General features: G+C 70.0%; 20 protein-coding genes. 12 read left to right on the top strand and 8 right to left on the bottom strand.

Annotation, left to right across the window (positions count from 1 at the left end):
• Positions 1-57 precede the first annotated feature (57 nt).
• From rsmA to AOQ53_RS07030, 6 genes are all read left to right on the top strand, one after another.
• Positions 58-945 carry a 16S rRNA (adenine(1518)-N(6)/adenine(1519)-N(6))-dimethyltransferase RsmA gene (rsmA, locus tag AOQ53_RS07055; RefSeq protein ID WP_059415928.1) on the top strand — a complete coding sequence of 296 codons (888 nt, stop codon included), beginning with the start codon at positions 58-60 and terminating at the stop codon, positions 943-945.
• Positions 942-1841 (top strand): 4-(cytidine 5'-diphospho)-2-C-methyl-D-erythritol kinase, encoded by a 900-nt coding sequence (locus AOQ53_RS07050; RefSeq protein WP_059415926.1) that lies wholly within the window; start codon positions 942-944, stop codon positions 1839-1841. Before rsmA ends, AOQ53_RS07050 begins: the two co-directional genes overlap by 4 nt.
• Before the next feature lie 190 nt (positions 1842-2031).
• The gene (locus AOQ53_RS07045) at positions 2032-3840 is read left to right on the top strand and encodes an ABC-F family ATP-binding cassette domain-containing protein (RefSeq protein WP_059415925.1); all 1809 of its coding nucleotides are present in this window, start codon (positions 2032-2034) and stop codon (positions 3838-3840) included.
• A 191-nt stretch (positions 3841-4031) separates the two neighbouring features.
• Entirely contained in the window at positions 4032-5810 is a 1779-nt protein-coding gene (locus AOQ53_RS07040) for an outer membrane protein assembly factor BamB family protein (protein WP_059415923.1), read from the top strand.
• A gap of 64 nt (positions 5811-5874) precedes the next feature.
• Positions 5875-7770 (top strand): outer membrane protein assembly factor BamB family protein, encoded by a 1896-nt coding sequence (locus AOQ53_RS07035; RefSeq protein WP_059415921.1) that lies wholly within the window; start codon positions 5875-5877, stop codon positions 7768-7770.
• A 240-nt stretch (positions 7771-8010) separates the two neighbouring features.
• The gene (locus AOQ53_RS07030; RefSeq protein ID WP_078945190.1) at positions 8011-8721 is read left to right on the top strand and encodes a response regulator transcription factor; all 711 of its coding nucleotides are present in this window, start codon (positions 8011-8013) and stop codon (positions 8719-8721) included.
• A 371-nt stretch (positions 8722-9092) separates the two neighbouring features.
• Here AOQ53_RS07030 and AOQ53_RS07025 read toward each other — a convergent pair whose 3' ends face one another.
• Positions 9093-9407, bottom strand: a complete 315-nt coding sequence (locus AOQ53_RS07025; RefSeq protein ID WP_059415917.1) for a hypothetical protein — start codon at positions 9405-9407, stop codon at positions 9093-9095.
• A gap of 18 nt (positions 9408-9425) precedes the next feature.
• Positions 9426-11105 (bottom strand): sodium:solute symporter family protein, encoded by a 1680-nt coding sequence (locus AOQ53_RS07020; protein WP_099054540.1) that lies wholly within the window; start codon positions 11103-11105, stop codon positions 9426-9428.
• Positions 11106-11287: 182 nt separating this feature from the next.
• Between AOQ53_RS07020 and galT the strand changes: the two genes are divergently transcribed.
• The 3 genes from galT to galK are packed head-to-tail and all read left to right on the top strand — an operon-like array spanning position 11288 to position 14512.
• Complete coding sequence (gene galT, locus AOQ53_RS07015; protein ID WP_059415914.1) at positions 11288-12349, top strand: galactose-1-phosphate uridylyltransferase; 1062 nt, start codon at positions 11288-11290, stop codon at positions 12347-12349.
• Positions 12346-13308: a UDP-glucose 4-epimerase GalE gene (galE, locus tag AOQ53_RS07010; RefSeq protein ID WP_059415912.1), complete on the top strand. Its 963-nt coding sequence runs from the start codon at positions 12346-12348 to the stop codon at positions 13306-13308. Before galT ends, galE begins: the two co-directional genes overlap by 4 nt.
• 28 nt (positions 13309-13336) lie before the next feature.
• The gene (galK, locus tag AOQ53_RS07005; RefSeq protein WP_059415910.1) at positions 13337-14512 is read left to right on the top strand and encodes a galactokinase; all 1176 of its coding nucleotides are present in this window, start codon (positions 13337-13339) and stop codon (positions 14510-14512) included.
• Between the two features lie 62 nt (positions 14513-14574).
• Here the strand turns inward: galK and AOQ53_RS07000 are convergent, their stop codons facing one another.
• The 3 genes from AOQ53_RS07000 to AOQ53_RS06990 all read right to left on the bottom strand — a co-directional run bounded on the left by AOQ53_RS07000 (position 14575) and on the right by AOQ53_RS06990 (position 16786).
• Positions 14575-15600, bottom strand: coding sequence for a hypothetical protein (locus AOQ53_RS07000; protein ID WP_059415909.1), 1026 nt, complete (start codon positions 15598-15600; stop codon positions 14575-14577).
• Positions 15588-16244 carry a hypothetical protein gene (locus tag AOQ53_RS06995; protein WP_059415908.1) on the bottom strand — a complete coding sequence of 219 codons (657 nt, stop codon included), beginning with the start codon at positions 16242-16244 and terminating at the stop codon, positions 15588-15590. Before AOQ53_RS06995 ends, AOQ53_RS07000 begins: the two co-directional genes overlap by 13 nt.
• Before the next feature lie 83 nt (positions 16245-16327).
• Positions 16328-16786, bottom strand: coding sequence for a GNAT family N-acetyltransferase (locus AOQ53_RS06990; protein WP_059415907.1), 459 nt, complete (start codon positions 16784-16786; stop codon positions 16328-16330).
• A 305-nt stretch (positions 16787-17091) separates the two neighbouring features.
• Here AOQ53_RS06990 and AOQ53_RS06985 point away from each other — a divergent pair, with 305 nt between their 5' ends.
• Positions 17092-17859 (top strand): LuxR C-terminal-related transcriptional regulator, encoded by a 768-nt coding sequence (locus AOQ53_RS06985; RefSeq protein ID WP_031117914.1) that lies wholly within the window; start codon positions 17092-17094, stop codon positions 17857-17859.
• Here the strand turns inward: AOQ53_RS06985 and tamR are convergent.
• On the bottom strand, positions 17818-18315 hold the full coding sequence (tamR, locus tag AOQ53_RS06980; RefSeq protein ID WP_059416014.1) for a MarR family transcriptional regulator TamR: 498 nt from the start codon (positions 18313-18315) through the stop codon (positions 17818-17820). The two genes, AOQ53_RS06985 and tamR, sit on opposite strands and share 42 nt — an antisense overlap.
• A gap of 149 nt (positions 18316-18464) precedes the next feature.
• Between tamR and AOQ53_RS06975 the strand changes: the two genes are divergently transcribed.
• Both AOQ53_RS06975 and AOQ53_RS06970 read left to right on the top strand, forming a co-directional pair.
• Positions 18465-19283 (top strand): trans-aconitate 2-methyltransferase, encoded by an 819-nt coding sequence (locus AOQ53_RS06975; protein WP_059415905.1) that lies wholly within the window; start codon positions 18465-18467, stop codon positions 19281-19283.
• A complete protein-coding gene (locus AOQ53_RS06970) occupies positions 19283-19642 on the top strand; it encodes a VOC family protein (protein WP_059415904.1) in 360 nt (119 codons plus the stop codon). The genes AOQ53_RS06975 and AOQ53_RS06970 overlap by 1 nt, the downstream gene beginning before the upstream one ends.
• On the opposite strand, the gene AOQ53_RS06965 is transcribed toward AOQ53_RS06970, so the two are convergent.
• Together AOQ53_RS06965 and AOQ53_RS06960 are read right to left on the bottom strand one after the other, a co-directional pair.
• Positions 19639-20316: a TetR/AcrR family transcriptional regulator gene (locus tag AOQ53_RS06965; protein ID WP_037668217.1), complete on the bottom strand. Its 678-nt coding sequence runs from the start codon at positions 20314-20316 to the stop codon at positions 19639-19641. The two genes, AOQ53_RS06970 and AOQ53_RS06965, sit on opposite strands and share 4 nt — an antisense overlap.
• On the bottom strand, positions 20313-21329 hold the full coding sequence (locus AOQ53_RS06960; RefSeq protein WP_059415903.1) for an acyl-CoA desaturase: 1017 nt from the start codon (positions 21327-21329) through the stop codon (positions 20313-20315). The genes AOQ53_RS06965 and AOQ53_RS06960 overlap by 4 nt, the downstream gene beginning before the upstream one ends.
• Positions 21330-21508 lie beyond the last annotated feature (179 nt).

Below are 21508 nucleotides of genomic sequence, written 5' to 3'. Positions count from 1 at the left end.
GGCCCCACCGCCGAGGACCAAGAAACCCGACCCCAAACCCCCCGTACCCTTGTCCCCGTGACCAGCCCCACCCCCGACGCCCTCCTCGGCCCCGCCGACGTCCGCGAACTCGCGGCAGCCCTCGGCGTACGCCCCACCAAGCAACGCGGCCAGAACTTCGTGATCGACGCGAACACCGTCCGCCGTATCGTCCGCACCGCACAGGTCCACCCCGACGACGTGGTCGTCGAGGTGGGGCCGGGCCTCGGGTCACTGACGCTCGCCCTGCTGGAGGTCGCCGACCGCGTCACGGCCGTCGAGATCGACGACGTGCTCGCCGCCGCGCTGCCCGCGACCATCACGGCCCGCATGCCCGACCGCGCCGACCGGTTCGCCCTCGTCCACTCCGACGCGATGCACGTCACGGAGCTGCCCGGCCCCGCCCCGACCGCGCTGGTCGCCAACCTCCCTTACAACGTGGCCGTCCCGGTCCTGCTGCACATGCTCGAAGTCTTCCCGAGCATCGAACGCACCCTGGTCATGGTCCAGTCGGAGGTCGCCGACCGCCTCGCCGCCCCGCCCGGCTCGAAGGTGTACGGCGTCCCGTCGGTCAAGGCCAACTGGTACGCCGAGGTCAAGCGGGCCGGCGCCATCGGACGGAACGTCTTCTGGCCTGCGCCCAACGTCGACAGCGGCCTGGTCTCCCTCGTCCGCCGGAGCGAGCCGATGAAGACGACGGCCTCCAGGCGCGAGGTGTTCGCCGTCGTCGACGCCGCCTTCGCCCAGCGCCGCAAGACGCTGCGGGCCGCGCTCGCCGGCTGGGCCGGGTCCGCCGCCGCCGCGGAGGCGGCCCTCGTCGCCGCCGGGGTCTCACCGCAGGCGCGGGGCGAGTCGCTGACCGTGGAGGAGTTCGCGCGGATCGCCGAGCACAAGCAGAACCAGCAGCAGGAGGAGGAGTCCGCGTGAGCGTGACGGTCCGGGTCCCCGCCAAGGTCAACGTCCAGCTGGCGGTCGGCCCAGCCCGCCCCGACGGCTTCCACCCCCTGGCCAACGTCTTCCTCGCGGTCGGCCTCTACGACGAGGTCACCGTCACCCCGGCCGACGAGCTCCGCGTCACCTGCGAGGGCCCGGACGCCGACCAGGTCCCCCTGGACCGTACGAACCTGGCCGCACGGGCGGCCGAAGCGCTAGCCGAGCGGCACGGCCGGACGCCCGGCGTCCACATCCACATCGCCAAGGACATCCCCGTCGCCGGCGGCATGGCGGGCGGCAGCGCGGACGGCGCCGGCGCGCTGGTCGCCTGCGACGCACTGTGGGGGACCGGCGCCTCCCGGGACGAACTGCTCGGCATCTGCGCCGAATTGGGCAGCGACGTGCCGTTCAGCCTGGTCGGCGGGGCCGCGCTGGGCATCGGGCGGGGCGAGCAGCTGACGCCCCTGGAGGTCGGCGGCACCTTCCACTGGGTGTTCGCGATGGCCGGCCGCGGCCTGTCCACCCCGGCCGTCTTCCGGGAGTTCGACCGGCTCGGCGAGGGCACGGACATCCCCGAGCCCGTCGCCTCCCAGGAACTCCTCGCCGCCCTGGCGAAGGGCGACCCGGACGCGCTCGCCGCCGCCGTCTCCAACGACCTCCAGCCGGCCGCCCTCTCGCTCTTCCCGGAACTCGCCGGCACCCTGGCCACGGGCCGCGCCGCCGGTGCCCTCGCCGCCCTGGTCTCCGGCTCGGGCCCGACCACGGCGTTCCTCGTGCGCGGTCCGGAGTCGGCGGCCGCGGTGGCGCAGGCGCTGGTGGCGTCCGGCACGTGCCGGACCGTGCGCACGGCGTCGGGCCCGGCACCCGGGGCGACGGTCGCCGGGCGTTGATCCCGTGCGGCGGCCGGTTCCCGGCACTTAGGCTCCCCCGGTTGTTCTCGACCATGGGGGAGGGCGTGGCGACGTGGCGGTACGAGTGGCGCCGCCGGGAAGCCGCCGAGCACTCCTGAACACCCCGGCCGGAGCACCCCGCCGCCCGACTACCCTGGAGGGTCGATCCACCCCCCTCGTCAGGAGAGAAATGGCCGTCAACCTGGTCAATGTCGAGAACGTCAGCAAGGTGTACGGCACCCGCGCCCTGCTCGACGGCGTTTCCCTCGGCGTCTCCGAAGGGGAACGCATCGGCGTCGTCGGCCGCAACGGCGACGGCAAGACCACGCTGATCCGGATGCTCGCCAGGCTGGAGGAGGCCGACACCGGGCGCGTCACGCACTCCGGCGGTCTGCGCATCGGCGTGCTCACGCAGCACGACTCCCTCGACCCCGAGGCCACCGTCCGCCACGAGGTCATCGGCGACATGGCCGACCACGAGTGGGCGGGCGTCGCCAAGGTCAGGGACGTCCTGACCGGCCTGTTCGGCGGACTCGACCTGCCGGGGTTCCCCAAGGGGCTCGACACCGTCATCGGGCCGCTGTCCGGCGGTGAGCGGCGGCGCATCGCGCTCGCCAAGCTGCTCATCGAGGAGCAGGACCTGCTCGTCCTGGACGAGCCCACCAACCACCTCGACGTCGAGGGCATCGCCTGGCTCGCCCGGCACCTCCAGAACCGCCGGTCCGCGCTCGTCTGCGTCACCCACGACCGCTGGTTCCTGGACCAGGTGTGCACGCGCATGTGGGACGTCCAGCGCGGTGACGTCTACGAGTACGAGGGCGGCTACTCCGACTACGTCTTCGCCCGTGCCGAGCGCGAGCGCATCGCCGCCACCGAAGAGGTCAAGCGGCAGAACCTCGTCCGCAAGGAGCTGGCCTGGCTGCGGCGCGGCGCACCGGCCCGTACGTCCAAGCCGCGCTTCCGCGTCGAGGCCGCCAACGAGCTCATCAAGGACGTACCGCCGCCCCGGGACAGCAGCGAACTGATGCGGTTCGCGTCCACGCGGCTCGGCAAGACCGTGTTCGACCTGGAGGACATCACCGTCCAGGCGGGCCCCAAGGTCCTCCTCAAGCACGCCACCTGGCAGCTCGGACCGGGGGACCGGATCGGTCTCGTCGGCGTCAACGGCGCCGGTAAGACGTCCCTGCTGCGGGCCATGGCCGAGGCGGCCCGGACCGACGGCGAGGCCCAGCCGGTGGGCGGGCGCATCCGCGTCGGCAAGACCGTCAAGCTGGCCTACCTCTCGCAGGAGGTCGCCGAACTCGACCCGGCCACGCGCGTGCTGGAAGCCGTGCAGCAGGTGCGCGAGCGCGTCGACCTGGGCAAGGGGCGGGAGATGACCGCCGGACAGCTGTGCGAGACGTTCGGCTTCACCAAGGAGAAGCAGTGGACGCCGGTCGGGGACCTCTCCGGCGGTGAGCGGCGGCGGCTCCAGCTGTTGCGGCTGCTCATGGACGAGCCCAACGTCCTCTTCCTCGACGAGCCCACCAACGACCTCGACATCGAGACGCTGACGCAGCTGGAGGACGTGCTCGACGGCTGGCCCGGCTCGATGATCGTCATCTCCCACGACCGGTTCTTCATCGAGCGCACCACCGACCGGGTGTTCGCGCTGCTCGGCGACGGCACCCTGCGGATGCTGCCGCGCGGCATCGACGAGTACCTGGAGCGACGGCAGCGCATGGAGGAGGCCGCGGCCGCCTCGACGCCCGCCGCGGCACCGCGGACCGCGGCCCCGGAGAAGAGCGCCGCCGACCAGCGCGCCGCCAAGAAGGAACTCCAGAAGATCGAGCGGCAGCTCGACAAGGTCTCCGAGAAGGAGACCAAGCTGCACGCCCGGATCGCCGAAAACGCCACGGACTTCTCGAAGGTGGCGGAACTGGACGCCGAGCTGCGTGAGTTGGCCGGTCAGCGCGAGGAGCTGGAGATGCGCTGGCTGGAACTCGCCGAGGACGCGTGAAGGGTGCGTGAAGGCGCATAACGACGGCATCACGGGCCGGTCCTCCCTTGGGAACAGGGATGACACGGCCCGGTGTGCTGTCGGAACCGGGTGATAGAAAGAGCCGTCTTAGAACTTCATGAAGCGACTCTGAGCCCATCGCGTACCTCAGGGCGTGGCTAAAAATCAGTGATCGAACGGGGGAGCCGCTGATGACTCAGCCGCCCAGTCAGCCACCGCACGGTGGCTTCGGAGCACCGCAGAACCAGCCGCCGCAGGGCGGTGGCTTCGGAGCACCGCAGACCCCGCCACCGCCCCAGGGGCCGCCCCAGACGCCACCGCCCCCGCAGGGGCCGCCGCAGCCTGGATACGGCTATCCCCAGCAGCCCCCGCAGCAGCCCGGGCCGTACGGGCAGCCCGGACCGTACAACTCCGGGCCCTACGGCCAGCCGCAGCAGCCGGGTCCGTACGGCCAGCCCGGCTACGGCCAGCCCGGCTACGGCTACCCGCAGCAGCCGCAGTACCCCGGCGCACCCGGCACCCCGCCCGGGGGCGGTTCGCGCAGCCCCTTCAAGGGCAAGCCGGCCATCATCATCGGTGCCGCCGTGGCCGCACTGCTCGTGGTCGGCGCCTCCGTGTGGGCGGTCACCGGCAGCGACGACGGCAAGGGCAAGAAGAAGCCGATCGCCCAGCCCACCGACGACGGCAAGCCCGGCGCCTCCGCCCCGGCCAACCCCGGTGACGGCAGCGGCGACGGCGGCGAGGACCCGGAGAACCTCAACGAGGGCCGCCAGGCAGGCGAGGCGAAGGTCCTCTGGTACAAGGAGGCGCCCGACGCCCCCGGTTCCGGCGCCGACGCCCCCGGCATGTGGATCACCGACAAGGCGGCGGTGAAGGCCGCGTACAAGCAGCTCTTCGCCTACAACGTCGGTGACGGCAAGCCGGCCTGGGACGCGATCACCTTCCCGCAGAAGATCTGCGCGACCACCCCGCAGAAGACGTCCGACGACAAGATCGTCGTCGCGTACATGAGCGGCAGCAGCGACCGTGCCAAGTGCAATCAGCTCCAGGAGGTCGACCTCAACACGGGCGAGAAGGGCTGGAAGGGGGAGGTGGGCGACGGTGCCCTGTTCGACTCCACGCTCTCCGTCGAACTGTCCATCACCGGCAAGACGCTGATGGTGGGCCGCTCCCAGTCCGGCACGGCCTACGACGTCACCAACGGCGACAAGCTCTTCGACCACAAGCGCTACGGCAGCGCCTGCTTCCCCTCCGCGTTCGCCGGCGGCGAGAAGCTGATCGCCGTAGCCTCCTGCGGTGCCGGCACCGACAAGGAGCACGACGAGGTGCAGGAGCTCGACCCGAAGACCGGCAAGGTCCGCTGGACCCAGCCGTTCGACAAGGGCTGGCGGGTCGCGCGCACCTACTCGGTCAGCCCGCTGGTCGTCTACAGCACCAACAAGGACAAGAAGGCCTGGAACATCTCCACCTTCACCTCCGGCGGCAAGTTCCGCTCGCAGGTCGGCTTCGACGAGGACTTCGCCCCCGAGTGCGGCTGGGCCATCCTCGAACGCGACCTCCAGGGCTGCCAGGGAGTCGCCGTCGACGACACCACGCTCTACCTCCCGACGGAGGCGACCACCGGCGCCAACGAGATCGTCGCGGTCAACCTCGCCGACGGCAAGGAGAAGTGGCGGGTGAAGTCCCCGGCCGACGAGTCGATGCTGCCGATGAAGGTCGAGGGCGGCAAGCTCATCGCCTATGTGCAGCCGTCGTACGACGCGGGCGGCCAGATCGTGTCCATCCCGACCGGCGGCAGCAGCCACAAGCCGGTCAAGCTGCTCCAGAACCCGCAGGCCGCCGCGGACATCGAGAACGGCTTCTTCTCCAAGGACACCGACTGGGTCGACGGGCGCTTCTACATCTCGACCACGCGGCTGAGCGGAAACGACGACACGAAGGAGAAGTTGATGCTCGCCTACGGCAAGTGACTCTTCCCTCTTCGGATCCGCCTTCTCCTTCGTCGTCCGTCCCCTTCCCCGAGGTACTCACGCCATGACCCAGCCGCCTCCGCCGCCCCAACAGCCCCCGCCCGGGGGAGGCTTCGGGCCGCCCCCGGACCAGCCCCCGCAGGGCCCGCCCGCGGGTGGGCCGAACCTCGACAAGACCCCGCAGCCGGGATACGGCTATCCGCAGGCCCCGCAGGCCCCGCAGGCCCCGCAGGCCCCGCAGGCCCCGCAGGCCCCGCAGACGCCGCCCCCGCCGCCCGCGCAGCAGCCGCAGCCCGGGTACGGCTATCCGCAGGGGGCTCCGCAGGCGCCCCAGCCGCCGCAGGCTCCGCAGGTTCCGCCCGGCTACGGCTATCCCGGCCAGCAGCCGGGGGCGTACGGGCAGCCGCCGTACGGCCAGCCGGGCCAGCCGGGGTACGGGCAGCCCGGTTACGGCTATCCGCAGCCGACCATGCCGCTCCAGCCGCAGCCCGGACAGCCGGGCGGGGGCCGGAAGTTCAACGCGCAGCTGGCCATCATCATCGCCGCGGTCGTGGCGATCGCCCTGATCGTCGGCGGCGGCGTCTGGTACTCCTCGTCCAAGGACGACGGCAAGAAGGACGACACCGCAAGCTCCGGCGGCGGCACCGGCGGCACGGACGACAACAACGGCGGCAACGGCGGCACCACCCCCGGCGGCAAGGAGAAGGCCCCGGCGGACCCCAGCGCCAAGGTCCTCTTCCAGGTCCCGATGCCCGAGGTGAAGAACGACAGCACGGTCGTCGTCTCCGGTTCGTGGCTCACCGACAAGACATACGCCAAGAGCGGCGTCGCCGAGATCGTCGGCTACGACCGCGACAAGGGCGGCAAGCAGTGGACGATCCCGCTGGACGGCCCGGTCTGCCAGGCCAGCCGCCACGTCACCGACGACAACAAGACGGCGATCCTCTACCAGCCGGCGATGCCGACCAAGGCCGACCCGTCGCACGGGTGCAGTCAGATCGCCCTGATCGATCTCGACGCCGGCAAGAAGCTGTGGACCAAGACCCTCAAGACCGGTGACCAGCTGATCAGTTTCGACAACGTCACGATCAGCGGCGACACCGTCGCCGTCGGCAGCTCCAGCGGTGGCGGCGCCTTCGACGTCTCGGGCAAGCTCCTGTGGAGCCCGAAGCCGACCGACTCCTGCTACGACGCCGGGTACGGCGGCGGCGAGAAGCTGGTCGCGGTGCGCAAGTGCGGCACGTACGGGCAGCGGCAGCTGCACATCCAGACCATCGACCCGAAGTCCGGGAAGGTGATCTCGGAGTACAAGATGACCCAGGGCATCGAATACGCGAGCGTCGTGTCGACCAACCCGCTCGTCGTGGCCGCCGACGTCGGCGACTCCGCGGGCGACGGCAGCGGCATCTCCGACTTCTTCTCCATCGACAACAAGACCGGCAAGCTGCGCACGCGCATCTCCGCGCCGGGCGAGCAGTTCGCGGCTCGCTGCGAGGGCGTCACGCGCATCGAGTACTGCAACAAGCTGGCCGTCGGCAACGACCGGCTGTACCTGCCGACCGAGGAGCACGACGGCAGCGGCGAGTACAGCCAGACCAACGAGATCGTCGCCTTCGACCTCTCCACCGGCAAGCAGACCGGGCAGCGGGCCGACGCGGGCGACGGCTACACGATCTCGCCGCTGCGCATGGACGGCGGCAGCCTGATCGCGTACAAGCGGCCGCCCTACGACAAGGGCGGGCAGATCGTGAGCATCGACGGGGGCAGCTTCAAGCAGACGAAGCTGCTGGAGAACCCGGCGACGGACTCGGTGCGCGACGTGGAGGCCGGCATGTCGCCGGAGTACTCCGAGCTGCTGTACGGCGACGGGCACCTGTTCATGTCCAAGGTGTACGCCAGCAAGCGGAGCGGCAGCACGAGCGAGAAGGAGTACCTGGCGGTCGGCTTCGGTACGAGCTGATCGATCGATGGCCGCTTGGTGATCGACTGGATGCCGGTACGGTCCCGTCCCTGTTCAGGGGCGGGACCGTTCGCGTTTGGCTCGGTCAACCTCGAATGAGAGGAATTTCGGCGATCCGGGGCGATTCTCGCGGGTAGGGGGAGCGCAACGTCGAACAAGCGTGTAGCTTCCGGGGGCATGAAGGCGGGGGAGCCGGGGGGCTTCCATCTGGGGGGACCGGGGTGACTGGGGGGTTGCTCGATGGGAGTGCGGCTGATGGTGGTCGACGACCACCGACTGCTGGCCGAGGCGCTGGCCTCGGCGTTGAAGCTGCGGGGGCACCGGGTGCTGGCCGCGGCGGCGCCGGCCGCGGGAGCGGCGGAGCTGGTGATCACGCGGGCGCCTGAGGTGTGCCTGCTGGGGACGGCGACGCCGGCGGAGCCGGGGATCTTCGACCCGGTGGTGCGGATCAAGCGGGAGCGTCCGCAGGTGGCGGTCCTGGTCCTGGGACCGGTGCCCAACCCGCGCGGCATCGCTGCCGCCTTCGCCGCGGGGGCGTCGGGGTACGTGCGTCACGACGAGCGCATAGAGGGTGTCGAGCGGGCGATCATGAAGGCCCGGGCGGGGGAGGCGGCGGTGGCGCCGCAACTGCTCCAAGGTGCGTTCAGCGAGTTGCTCAACCCGGCGGCCCAACCGGACGACGAGGGCCAGCGGTTGCTGTCGATGCTCACGCCCCGGGAGGTCGAGGTCCTGGTCCGCGTCGCGGACGGCGAGGACACCCGCCTGATCGCGGCGGGCATGGGCATCGCCCCGTCGACGGCCCGCACGCACGTCCAGCGGGTGCTGATGAAACTGGGTGTCGGATCCCGCCTGGAGGCCACGGCGCTGGCGGCGAGGACGGGCTTGCTGGACCGCGCAGGGTCACTACAGCGGACGGTGACGCCGGACCCGGGGACGGGGCCGGAGGCCTGACCGGCTGGGTGTGCTGTTACGACGTCTGTGTATGCCGGTTCGTACACGGCGAACAGGAGTTGCTGAACCAGCATGTTCTGCAGGAAACCCCAGCCCCGTACGTTACGGCACAGGACTCTGGGAGAGGTCTCCGCGGATGAAACCGGTGTGAGCGCCGGATCGCCGAGGCGGTCGAGGCCGCCGACCCGCCGTGCGGAGGAGCGAGCGCAACTTCCCGGCGCCCTCGCCGCCCGTCGGGGCACCCGGCAGAGCGGCGAGGGCCTGACCGTCTGGGCCGAGATTGTCACCGGTGCGTTCAGCAGTAACGCCTGAGCGTCGCCCTCACCGCCGCACAGACATCGGCGTCGAGTCACGCGATCGGGCGCCCGCCCTCACTCCCTCGCTTCATCCCCCGGCACGACATCCGGCGGCGGAGGTGCCACAGGCCGCAGCTTCAGCCAGACCAGGAAGAACACCCCCAGCGCGAGCATCCCCAGTCCAGTCCACAGGTTGATGTTGACGCCCTCCGCCTTGTCGATGTCGGCGTCGGACGCCGTGAACCCCGCGATCGTGACGATGACCCCGTAGACCACGAACAGCCCACCGATGATCCGCCGGATGTCGAACAGCCGTGCGGCCGTCGCCGACTTGCCCTGCAGCTCGGTGACTTCCCGCTGCACGTCCTTCTCGGAGTAGAACTCGGACATCTGTCAATCCTCCCTCGGTCAGAACGAGAACGGGATGTAGCAGGCGGCGGCCAGAATCACCGCGCCCCAGCCCAGCAACGCCGGCTTGCGATACCAGGCCTCGTCCCCGGGCGCCGGCGGCTCCGCCACGCCGGGCGAGGTCGTGCCGTAGACCAGCCCCCGGAGTTCGTCGGCCGGCTTCGGCGCGGTGAAGAGCGACACCGCCACCATGACGACCGCACCCGCGACGAACCCCGCGATCGCCGAGACGAAGTTCGCCCCCTGGTCGGAGGGGATACCGATGATGCCCTGCTTGTAGATCCAGAAGTAGTTCACCATCGCCGCCGTCGTGCCCGCGATCAGGCCCCAGAAGCCCGACTTCATGGACGCCCGCTTCCAGAACATGCCGATGATGAAGACCACGAACATCGGCACGTTGAAGAAGGAGAACAGCGTCTGGAGGTAGCTCATGATGTTGGAGAACGACGACGCCAGGAACGCCGTGCCGATGGAGGCCAGGACACCGATCGCGGTGATCAGGCGGCCGAAGCGCACGTAGTACTCGTCCTCCCGGCCCTTCACCACGTACTTCGCCCAGATGTCCGTGGTGAACACCGTGTTGAACGACGACACGTTCGCCGCCATGCCCGCCATGAAGGCCGCGAGGAGACCCGTCACGGCGATGCCCAGCACGCCGTTCGGCAGGAGCTGCTCCATCAGGTAGGGAATCGCGTCGTTGTACTGGAGGTCGGAGCCGGCGGTACCGATCTTGGGAACCAGCACCGCGGCGACCAGACCCGGGATCATCACCAGGAACACGATGAAGATCTTCGGGAACGCGGCGATCAGCGGCGTCCGCTGGGCCGCCGAGAGGTTCTTCGCGGACAGGGCGCGCTGCACCTCGGCGAAGTTCGTGGTCCAGTAGCCGAAGGAGAGGACGAAGCCCAGGCCGAGGACGATCGTCAGCCAGTTCGCGCCCAGCGGGTTGTCGTTGCCGATGCCCGTGCCGCCCCAGGACGTCATGAAGTCGGCGCCGCGGCTCTGCGTGAGGGAGTCGGACAGGCCGTCCCAGCCGCCCACCTTCTTCAGGCCGAGGACCGAGATGGGGATGAGCGCGGCGAGGATGACGAAGAACTGGAGGACCTCGTTGTAGATCGCCGAGGACAGGCCGCCGAGGGTGATGTAGGCCAGGACGAAGAAGCCGGCGACCACGATCGCCACCCACTGCGGCCAGCCCAGCAGCGCCTCGACGACGATGGCCAGGGCGTAGAGGTTGACGCCGGCGATGAGGATGGCGGCGCAGGCGAAGAGGCCGGAGCTGAGCAGGTGCGCCGCCTTGTCGAAGCGCAGCAGCAGGAACTCCGGCACCGAGCGGACCTTGGAGCCGTAGTAGAAGGGCATCATCACCAGGCCGAGGAAGACCATGGCCGGGATGGCCCCGATCCAGTACCAGTGCGTGGTGTAGACGCCGTACTGCGCGCTGTTGGCGGCCATGCCGAGGATCTCGGTGGCGCCCAGGTTGGCGGCGATGAACGCGAGGCCGGTGACCCAGGCGGGCAGGGAACGGCCGGAGAGGAAGAAGTCGAGGCTGGTCTTCACCGAGCGGCGGGCGGCGAAGCCGATGCCGAGGACGACGACGAAGTAGATGCCGAGGATCGTGTAGTCGAGCCAGTTCGTGGGGAGTCGCAGCTCGGCTGCCAGGTTCGTGGGGGGATGCATGTCTGTGGGGGGATGCATGAGCCCTCGCTTCGTTGCGTGAACCGATACCTCGCGGAATCTACGCCTCCGTCTTCAGTGATTGAACACGTTTCGTGATGCTCTTTGTTTGATTGTGATGTTGACAATTGGGGAGAGCCGTGTTTTGGTGTGTTGGGTTATGTTTGAAGGATGAGGAGTGCGGCGTGAAGAAGACCTCGACCCGGCTGGCCGACGGTCGCGAGCTCATCTACTACGACCTGCGTGACGACAGCGTGCGGGACGCGGCCGACCGCCGCCCGCTGGACCGCACCGTCACCACGTCCGAGATCCGCCGCGACCCCCTGCTCGGCGACTCCGTCGCCGTCGCCTCGCACCGCCAGGGCCGCACCTACCATCCGCCGGCCGACGAATGCCCCCTGTGCCCCTCCGAGGGCGACCGGCTGAGCGAGATCCCGGACTCGTCCTACGACGTCGTCGTCTTCGAGAACCGCTTCCCCTCGCTGGCCGGCGACTCGGGCCGGTGTGAGGTCGTCTGCTTCACCTCCGACCACAACGCGGCCTTCGCCGACCTCAGTGAGGAGCAGGCCGGCCTGGTGCTGGAGGCCTGGACGGACCGTACGTCCGAGCTGTCGCATCTCCCCTCCGTCGAGCAGGTGTTCTGCTTCGAGAACCGTGGGGCCGAGATCGGCGTGACCCTCCAGCACCCGCACGGGCAGATCTACGCCTACCCCTTCACCACCCCGCGCACCGCCCTGATGCTCCGCTCCGTCGCGGCCCACAAGGAGATGACGGGCGGGGAGAACCTCTTCGACGCCGTCCTGGAGCGTGAACTCGCCGAAGAGCGGGTCGTCCTGGAGGGTGAACACTGGGTGGCCTTCGTGCCGTACGCGGCGCACTGGCCGTACGAGGTCCACCTCTACCCCAAGCGCCGCGTGCCCGACCTGCTCGGGCTCGACGAGGCCGCGCGCACAGAGTTCCCCAAGGTTTACCTGGAACTCTTGAGGCGCTTCGACCGGATCTTCGGTGAGGGCGAGCCTCCGACCCCGTACATCGCGGCCTGGCACCAGGCCCCGTTCGGCGCGCTGGAGGAGTTCGACGGGGTCGTGCGTGAGGACTTCGCGCTTCACCTCGAGCTTTTCACCATCCGCCGCACTTCCGGCAAGCTGAAGTTTCTCGCGGGTTCCGAGTCCGGCATGAACGTGTTCATCAACGACGTGCCGCCGGAGCGCGCGGCCGAGCGACTGCGAGAGGTAGCGAGTTCATGAGCGGGAAGTACCTGGTGACGGGCGGCGCGGGTTACGTCGGCAGCGTGGTCGCCCAGCACCTGCTGGAAGCCGGTCACGAGGTCGTCGTCCTCGACAACCTCTCGACCGGATTCCGCGAGGGCGTCCCCGCCGGGGCGTCGTTCGTCGAGGGCGACATCCGCGACGCCGCCAAGTGGCTGGACTCCTCGTTCGACGGTGTCCTGCACTTCGCCGCGTTCTCGCAGGTCGGCGAGTCGGTCGTGAAGCCGGAGAAGTACTGGGACAACAACGTCGGCGGCACCATGGCCCTGCTGGCGGCGATGCGCGAGGCGGGCGTGCGCAAGCTCGTCTTCTCCTCGACGGCGGCGACGTACGGCGAGCCGGAGCAGGTCCCGATCGTCGAGTCGGCGCCGACTTCCCCGACCAACCCGTACGGCGCCTCGAAGCTCGCCGTCGACCACATGATCACCGGCGAAGCGGCGGCCCACGGACTGGGCGCGGTGTCGCTGCGGTACTTCAACGTGGCGGGCGCGTACGGCGAGCACGGCGAGCGCCACGACCCCGAGTCCCACCTGATCCCGCTCGTCCTCCAGGTGGCGCAGGGCAAGCGCGACGCGATCTCCGTCTTCGGCGACGACTACCCGACGCCGGACGGCACCTGCGTGCGCGACTACATCCACGTCGCGGACCTGGCCGAGGCCCACCTGCTGGCCCTGAAGGCCGCTGCCCCCGGCGAGCACCTCATCTGCAACCTCGGCAACGGCAACGGCTTCTCCGTCCGCGAGGTCATCGAGACGGTCCGCCGGGTGACGGGCCACCCGATCCCCGAGGTCGTGGCCCCCCGTCGGGGCGGCGACCCTGCGGTCCTGGTGGCATCGGCCGCCACGGCCCGCGAGAAGCTGGGCTGGAACCCGTCCCGGGCGGACCTCGACGGAATCGTCGCGGACGCGTGGGACTTCGCGCAGCGGCGCGGCAACTAGAACCGGAACGAAGGGTCAGGGGTCAGGCATGAGCGAGGCTGTTGCCGACACGGTCGCCGGAGCGGTCGCCGAACGGTTCACGGAGCTGTACGGCGCCGAGCCGGACGGCGTCTGGGCGGCGCCGGGCCGCGTCAACCTCATCGGCGAGCACACCGACTACAACGACGGCTTCGTCATGCCGTTCGCCCTGCCGCACAAGGCGGTGGCGGCGGTCTCCCGCCGTGCGGACGGCGTGCTCCGTCTCCACTCGGCGGACGTCGAAGGCGGGGTGACCGAACTCCGCCTGGACGACCTGTCCCCCGAGTCGGACAAGAACTGGACGGCGTACCCGGCGGGCGTGGTATGGGCCCTGCGCGAGGCCGGCCACGCGGTGACGGGCGCGGACATCCACCTGGCATCCACAGTCCCGTCGGGCGCGGGCCTGTCGTCCTCGGCGGCGCTGGAAGTGGTCGTGGCGCTGGCCCTGAACGACCTGTTCTCCCTCGACCTCCGCGGCTGGCAACTGGCCCGCCTGTGCCAGCGAGCGGAGAACGTCTACGTGGGCGCCCCGGTCGGCATCATGGACCAGACGGCGTCCGCGTGCTGCGAGGCGGGCCACGCCCTCTTCCTCGACACCCGCGACCTCTCCCAGCGCCAGATCCCCTTCGACCTGGGGGCCGAGGGCATGCGCCTGCTCGTGGTCGACACCCAGGTCAAGCACTCCCACAGCGAGGGCGAGTACGGCAAGCGCCGCGCGGGCTGCGAGAAGGGCGCCGCGCTGCTCGGTGTCGACGCCCTGCGGGACGTGCCGTACGCGGAACTGGACGCGGCCCTGGCCCGCCTCGGCGACGAGGAGGAGGTCCGCCGCCTGGTCCGCCACATCGTCACGGAGAACGAGCGCGTCGAACGGGTGGTGTCCTTGCTGGAGTCGGGTGACACGCGCGGGATCGGCCCGATCCTGGTCGAGGGCCACGCGTCCCTGCGCGACGACTTCCGCATCTCCTGCCCCGAACTGGACCTGGTCGTCGACACGGCCCTGTCCTCCGGCGCCCTCGGCGCCCGCATGACCGGCGGCGGCTTCGGCGGCTCGGCGATCGTCCTCGCGGAGGAGACCGACGTGGACGCGATCACCAAGGCGGTCACGGAAGCCTTCTCGTCGGCGGGCTTCACGTCCCCCCGAGTCTTCGAGGCGGTCCCCTCAGCAGGGGCCCGCCGCCTCCGCTGACACCCAGGCAGAAAGCCGGGCGCCCTCTCCTCGGGGAGGGCGCCCGAGCATTCCGCGCGGCCTCAGCGGTTGACGGACTGAATCTCCTGAACCGGCACCTCGGTGGTGGTGGCGAACGTGCCGTCGGGGAGGTCACCGCCCGTTCCGCCCGCGCCTTCCCAGGTGATCTCCCAGGTGAGAGTCGCCTTGAGCCCGTAGGTGCCGTCTCCCGACGACCGCAGGTACCGCACCCCGCACGGAGGCGTCAGCTCCGCCTTGCCCCTGGCGTACGGCTCTCCGATCGACCCGTCGTCGTTGATCACGCACTCGCCGGACGCCGGAAGGCTCTCCGCGTCCTCCGTCCCCGGATCGATGTGCAGGCTCACCGGCTTGGCGGTCGTGGTCGCCCACAGCCCGGTACCGGGCAGACTCGCCGTGACGGAGACCGGCTTGAAGGTGCCCTTGTCCAGCCAGACCCAGGTGGGAGCGTTCACCGTCGACTTGCCGTTCGGTGCGAGGGAGACCTTGGTCGGCGGCACGACGGTCCGCTGGTGCGCAAGACCGGCGAGGGTCTCGGTGTCGATGGCCTGGGGGACGTCGGGGTTGTCGCCGTTGTCCACCCAGAAGGGCTTGCGCTTGCAGTCGTTCGCGGCGGGGTCGTCCTTCATCTTCGGATTCGTGGCGGCCACCCACCACATGCCCTCGTCGTTCTTGTCGACGTTGAAGTTCTTGTAGGGGTGGCCTCCCTTGTAACGCGCCTTGTCGTCCGCGATACCCGCGGGGTCGCCGCCGACAGACTCGTACATCGACCAGTTGGCCTCGGTGTAGGTCTTGAAGTCCTTGGCCTTCCAGTAGGGCTCGTACCAGCAGGCCGGTGGTTCCCAGTCCACGGAGGCGGACGTGATCGTGCCGCTGCCCTTCGAGGGGGTTCTGCCCTCGACCTTGAAAGTCACGCGCGAATCCAGCACCCGTCCTGAAGAGTCACCTGACGTCTCATCGCTCTGGGCACCATTGGTGCCAATCCCTCCAGCGACGGCCGTGTCCACCCCGAGGAAGAACGTCGTGGCCGTCAGCACAGCGAGTGCAACGCGTCGCGTCACGGCTGGCACCTCGTGGAGCCGCGGTCCTCGTGAAGCTTCCAGATCTGCCAGACGCCCTGTTCGTTCTTCTTGACGCCGGTGTTGTAGTACACGTAGCTGTCAGGCGAGGTCTCGGTCACTTTCACCTTGTCCGTCTTGAGGTCCTTGACGTTCGCCTTGCTCTCGTCCACGCAATACGTCAGAGCCGCTGACGTCTTGTCGAACACCGTCACCTGGCGGTCGAAGTAGCGCAGGGTGCCCGCCCAACTGGTCTTGTTGGCGTTGTTGTTCTTTGCGTAGTTATAGACACCTCTCAGCGCGGCGTCCGTGTAGTAGAAGCCCATACCCGACTTCTTGAGATTGCCGTACGCCACGGCCTGCCACACGGTGCTGACGGACCGCTCGTTGTCCGCCAGGATCGCGTCCTTGACGGCGTCGCCCGTCTGCTGGCCCTCGAAGACCAGCTTCATGTCCGATGGCAGCTTGATCTCAGGCCGATCGATCCCGTCAGCCGTCGCGGACACCGACGGCGAAGCCGAGGGCGTATCGGCCGAATCCGCACCGGCGATCTTGTCGGACGACGCCCCGTCACCTCCCCCCGAGCCGCAGGCGGTCAGCAGCAGGGCCGCGGATGCGGTGAGCGCGGCTGTCACGAGCCGAGCGGGGCGGTTCACTGTGTCTCCCGTTGATGACGTGGGGGGATAACTCAAGCGAACCAACGCTATCGGTGGGCCGAGCCGCGACGGCAACTAGGTCTTCAGCCCAGCCGCTTCGTCAGCAGGTACTCCGTGATCCCCGGCGGGTAATCCGGCACCACGCACACCACCTCGTACCCCTGCTTCTCGTAGAAGCGCGGCGCCTGGAAGTCCCACGTCTCCAGGCGGGCCGCGCGGCACCCGCGCTTCTCGGACGCGATCCGTTCCGCTTCCCGAAGCAACCCGGCCCCGAGGCCCGCCCCGCGGTGGCGTTCGTCGACCCACAGGTAGGTGACGTGGAGCCAGGTCGCCCAGGTGTAGCCGACGAGGCCGCCCGCGAGGTCGTCGTCCGTGTCGTTCACAGCCCACACGTGCAACGGGACGTCCCGCTCGCCGGGCGTTCCGCGCAGGGCGCGCAGCACCTCAGAGGCGGCTGTGTTCGTTTCCCGCAGGCGTGTGCGGAGCAGATCACGTCGGGCCTTGTCGACTTCTGTCTCAAGACGGAACATGCGGCACACCATAAACGCGTAGGACAGTCAGTTCTGCAAATAACCTTCCGCTCCGGGCCCCCGGCCGTACTCTGATGAACAGCACCGGTGGGGGCCGGTGCCGATCAGGGGGCGAGACAGCCGGGTACGACGCCCGGGGTGGGGGTAGCGGTTTCTGCACGGCGGCGGCCGTGCGGCTGCGGCGACCCGGCCAGGCTGCTGCGAGGACGGACGGACAGATGCAGCAGACCCGGACACCCCGGCGTCGTACCCGCGCGGTGGCGTCTTCCGACGATGGGGTATCCCCTGCTCTTCGGGAGCTTGGGGAAGGGGGTTACGTGGTTCGCATCCGAGTCCTGGTCGTCGACGACCATCGCATCTTCGCCGAGTCACTCGCGGCGGCCCTTGCCGCCGAGCCCGATGTCGACGTCTCCGCGGCCGGCAGCGGCCCGGCCGCGCTGCGCAGTCTGGAGCGGGCGGTCGCCGAGGGGCGGCGGTTCGACGTGCTGCTCGTCGACGCCGATCTGGGCGGCAAGGTGCCGGGCGCCCGCCCGGCCGTACCCGTGCAGGAGGGCAACGAGGACGGGCTCGTCGACGGGATCTCCCTCGTCACGGGGGTGCGGTCCGCGCAGCCGAACGTACGGATCGTCGTGCTCGCAGAGAAGGACGACCCGCGCCGGGCCGCGCTGGCCCTCCAGGCCGGGGCCTCCGGGTGGGTCGCCAAGGACTGCTCGCTGTCCCGGCTGCTCACCGTCATCCGGGGCGTGCTGCGGGACGAGACGCATCTGCCGCCCGCCCTGCTGACCGGCGTCCTGCGCGAGCTGACCGCCGCCCGCAAGCACCGCACCGAGAGTGAGCGGCTGGTGGAGTCCCTCACTCCGCGTGAGAGGGAAGTGCTGCGGTGCATGGTGGCGGGGCTGGGGCGCAAGGCCGTCGCCGAGCGCCTGTATCTGTCGCCGCACACGGTGCGTACGCACATGCAGAACGTGCTGGGCAAGCTGGGCGTGCATTCCACGCTCGCCGCCGTCGCCCTCGCCCGGCGGGCCGGAGTCGGGCCCGTCGACCTAGCCGGGGATGTTGTCGAACGGGGCGGTCAGCTGGCGTAGCAGCCCCGCCAGTTCGCCGCGCTGGGCCCGGGTGAGCTCCGCGAGGATCGCGCGCTCCTGGTCCAGCAGGCCCGCCAGGGCCTGGTCCGCGCGGTCCCGGCCCTCGTCCGTCAGCCGGACCAGGACGCCGCGGCGGTCGCTGGGGTCGGGGAGGCGTTCCACCAGGCCCTTCTTCGCCAGGCGGTCGATGCGGTTCGTCATCGTGCCCGACGTGACCAGGGTCTGGGTGAGGAGTTGTCCCGGCGAGAGCTGGTACGGCGTGCCCGCGCGGCGCAGCGCCGTCAGGACGTCGAACTCCCACGGCTCCAGGCCGTGCTCCGAGAAGGCCAGCCGGCGTGCGCGGTCCAGATGCCGGGCCAGTCTGCTCACGCGGCTGAGCACCTCGAGCGGTTCGACGTCGAGGTCCGGGCGCTCCCGGCGCCATGCTGCGACCAGCCGGTCGACCTCGTCCTCCATGGCGATCAGTGTAGTGGTTGTGTCGACGTAGAGTCTCTTGATGTCCATTTTCTTGACGTCGAGATAAATGGGGTGTCACGCTGAGTGTGCGCTCCTTGCCGTCACCACCAGGAAACCACCAGGACCCCATCAGGACACCAGGAGGACCCATGCCCGCGGCCGCCCCCGCCTGGGACCCCGCCCAGTACCTCCGCCACGCCGGGCACCGCGCCCGCCCCTTCACGGACCTTCTGGCCCGCGTCCCCGACCTCCCCGGCGACCCTCCCCGCATCGCCGACCTCGGATGCGGCCCCGGCAATGTCACCGCGCTGCTCGCCGCCCGCTGGCCCACCGCCCGGATCACCGGCTACGACAACTCGCCCGCGATGCTCGACAAGGCCCATGTCGATCACGAGGGTCCCGCCCCGGGCGGCGGCCGTCTCGACTTCGCCCACGCCGACGTCCGTACGTGGACGCCGAGCGAGCCCTGCGACCTCATCATCAGCAACGCCACACTCCAGTGGGTGCCGGGGCACGCAGACCGGTTCGCCGACTGGGTGGCCGCGCTGAAACCCGCCGGGACCTTCGCCTTCCAGGTGCCCGGGAACTTCGACGCTCCCAGCCACCGCCTCATGCGCGAACTCGCGCACGCACCGCGCCGGCGCGACCGGCTCGCGGGCACCCTGCGCCACGCCGACGCAGTCCTCGGCCCCGAGGCCTACCTGGAGCGGCTCACCTCGCTCGGCTGCACCGCCGACGTGTGGGAGACGACGTACATCCATCTGCTCCAGGGGGAGGACCCCGTGCTCGACTGGGTGAAGGGGACCGGCCTGCGGCCCGTGCTGACCGCCCTCGCCGATGACCCCGAGGCGCGGGACGGCTTCCTCGCCGAGTACCGGACCGCCCTGCGCGAGGCCTATCCGGCGGGGCCGCACGGCACGCCGTTCCCGTTCCGCCGGGTGTTCGCGGTGGCCCGGAAGGAGCGTTGATGATCGTCGCCCTCGACCACGTCCAGCTCGCCGCCCCGCCCGGAAGCGAGGAGCGGCTGCGGGCCTACTGCGCCGATGTCCTCGGCATGACCGAGACGCCGAAGCCGCCTCCGCTCGCCCGGCGGGGCGGATGCTGGTTCCAGGCCGGTGCCGTGCAACTGCGCCTGGGGACCGAGGAGGACTTCCGAGCGGCGAAGAAGGCCCGTCCCGGGCTGCGGGTGACGGGCATCGACGCGTACGCCGCCCGGCTGGAAGCCCACGGGGCGCCCGTCACCTGGGACTCCGCCCTGCCGGGACACAAGCGCTTCTACTCCCAGGACCCCGTCGGCAACCGCCTGGAGTTCCTCGAACCGCTCTAGGCCTTTCGGCGCCCTATCAGGTGCGGCTTCGCCTCCAGCCCGTCCAGTCCGTGCCACGCCAGGTTCACCAGGTGCGCGGCCACCTCGGCCTTCTTCGGCTTGCGTACGTCCAGCCACCACTGGCCGGTCAGGGCGACCATGCCGACCAGGGCCTGGGCGTACAGCGGGGCCAGCTTGGGGTCGAAGCCGCGGCTCTTGAACTCGCGGCCCAGGATGTCCTCCACCTGGGTGGCGATGTCCGAGATGAGCGAGGCGAAGGAACCCGTCGACTGGGGGATGGGGGAGTCACGGACCAGGATGCGGAAACCGTCCGTGTACTCCTCGATGTAGTCCAGCAGGGCGAAGGCGGCCTGCTCGCACAGTTCGCGGGGGTGACCGGCCGTGAGAGAGCTGGTCACCATGTCCAGCAGGCGCCGCATCTCGCGGTCCACGACCACCGCGTACAGCCCTTCCTTGCCGCCGAAGTGCTCGTACACCACCGGCTTGGAGACCCCGGCCTTCGCCGCGATCTCCTCCACCGACGTGCCCTCGAAACCCTTCGCGGCGAAGAGCGTGCGACCGATCTCCAGCAGCTGCTGGCGACGCTCGGCACCGGTCATCCGGGTGCGACGCACTCGCCGCGGCTTGTCGTTGCTGGGGGTGCTGCTCGAGTCGGTCGCCACAGCGACCATCATGCCGCCTTGACGGGCTCCTTCCCGCGCGGGGAGCCGCCTTCCCCGGTGTTACGGCGCGAATCGATACGCGAGCGTGACGGCCAGCGCACGTCGTAGGCCCAGCCGAGCATCTCGAACCAGCGGATCAGCCGGGCGGAGGAGTCCAGCTGGCCGCGCATCACACCGTGCCGCGCGGAGGTGGGGTCGGCGTGGTGCAGGTTGTGCCAGGACTCGCCGCAGGACAGGATCGCCAGCCACCACACGTTGCCCGAGCGGTCACGCGACTTGAAGGGGCGCTTGCCCACCGCGTGGCAGATCGAGTTGATCGACCACGTCACGTGGTGCAGCAGGGCCACCCGGACGAGCGATCCCCAGAAGAACGCCGTGAACGCGCCCCACCAGGACATCGTGACCAGCCCGCCGATCAGCGCCGGCAGGGCCAGGGACACGACCGTCCACAGGACGAACTGGCGGGAGATCGCGCGGAGCGTCTTGTCCTTGATCAGGTCCGGGGCGTACTTCTCCTGCGATGTCTGCTCCTCGTCGAACATCCATCCGATGTGCGCCCACCACAGGCCCTTCATCAGGGCCGGGAGCGTCTCGCCGAACCGCCACGGCGAGTGCGGGTCGCCCTCCGCGTCGGAGAACTTGTGGTGCTTGCGGTGATCGGCCACCCAGCGGACCAGCGGACCCTCGACCGCCATGGATCCGGCGATCGCCAGCGCGATCTTCAGCGGCCGCTTGGCCTTGAAGGAACCGTGGGTGAAGTGACGGTGGAAACCGATCGTGATGCCGTGGCACCCCAGGTAGTAGAAGAACACCAGCAGACCGAGGTCCAGCCAGCTCACCCCCCAGCCCCAGGCCAGCGGCACGGCCGCCAGCAGCGCGAGGAACGGGACGGTGATGAAGAGGAGGAGGGCGATCTGCTCGATGGACCGCTTCTGCTCGCCGCCCAGCGTGGCGGCGGGGGCTTGATCGGTGGCCTGACCGGACGCCTTCGCGGCGTTCTCGATCACGTCGGAACTACTGGTCATACGCGTCCCCTGGGGGGTATGTGGATGGTGAAGAGGGTGCCGGAGCACGGGAACTCCGCAGTGCTTCCTACGGTTCCGTAACCTACGGCTTCGTAAGTATGGCAGCGCGTCGCCCGGCGGCAAGAGCCCAAGAGCCTGCGCGTCCCGGCCGACACCTATCCTGGAGTCGGTCGGACAGC

Origin of the sequence: Streptomyces azureus, assembly GCF_001270025.1 — a bacterium.
Classification (GTDB): Bacteria; Actinomycetota; Actinomycetes; order Streptomycetales; family Streptomycetaceae; genus Streptomyces; species Streptomyces azureus.
This window is presented reverse-complemented; position numbering and strand designations above follow the sequence as displayed.

Coding starts and splice junctions, on each gene's coding strand:
- AOQ53_RS07045 (WP_059415925.1), top strand. CDS start 2,032: ATGGCCGTCAACCTGGTCAATGTCGAGAACGTCAGCAAGGTGTACGGC.
- AOQ53_RS07040 (WP_059415923.1), top strand. CDS start 4,032: ATGACTCAGCCGCCCAGTCAGCCACCGCACGGTGGCTTCGGAGCACCG.
- AOQ53_RS07035 (WP_059415921.1), top strand. CDS start 5,875: ATGACCCAGCCGCCTCCGCCGCCCCAACAGCCCCCGCCCGGGGGAGGC.
- AOQ53_RS07030 (WP_078945190.1), top strand. CDS start 8,011: ATGGGAGTGCGGCTGATGGTGGTCGACGACCACCGACTGCTGGCCGAG.
- AOQ53_RS07025 (WP_059415917.1), bottom strand. CDS start 9,407: ATGTCCGAGTTCTACTCCGAGAAGGACGTGCAGCGGGAAGTCACCGAG.
- AOQ53_RS07020 (WP_099054540.1), bottom strand. CDS start 11,105: ATGCATCCCCCCACGAACCTGGCAGCCGAGCTGCGACTCCCCACGAAC.
- galE (WP_059415912.1), top strand. CDS start 12,346: ATGAGCGGGAAGTACCTGGTGACGGGCGGCGCGGGTTACGTCGGCAGC.
- galK (WP_059415910.1), top strand. CDS start 13,337: ATGAGCGAGGCTGTTGCCGACACGGTCGCCGGAGCGGTCGCCGAACGG.
- AOQ53_RS06990 (WP_059415907.1), bottom strand. CDS start 16,786: ATGGTGTGCCGCATGTTCCGTCTTGAGACAGAAGTCGACAAGGCCCGA.
- tamR (WP_059416014.1), bottom strand. CDS start 18,315: ATGGAGGACGAGGTCGACCGGCTGGTCGCAGCATGGCGCCGGGAGCGC.
- AOQ53_RS06975 (WP_059415905.1), top strand. CDS start 18,465: ATGCCCGCGGCCGCCCCCGCCTGGGACCCCGCCCAGTACCTCCGCCAC.
- AOQ53_RS06970 (WP_059415904.1), top strand. CDS start 19,283: ATGATCGTCGCCCTCGACCACGTCCAGCTCGCCGCCCCGCCCGGAAGC.
- AOQ53_RS06965 (WP_037668217.1), bottom strand. CDS start 20,316: ATGATGGTCGCTGTGGCGACCGACTCGAGCAGCACCCCCAGCAACGAC.
- AOQ53_RS06960 (WP_059415903.1), bottom strand. CDS start 21,329: ATGACCAGTAGTTCCGACGTGATCGAGAACGCCGCGAAGGCGTCCGGT.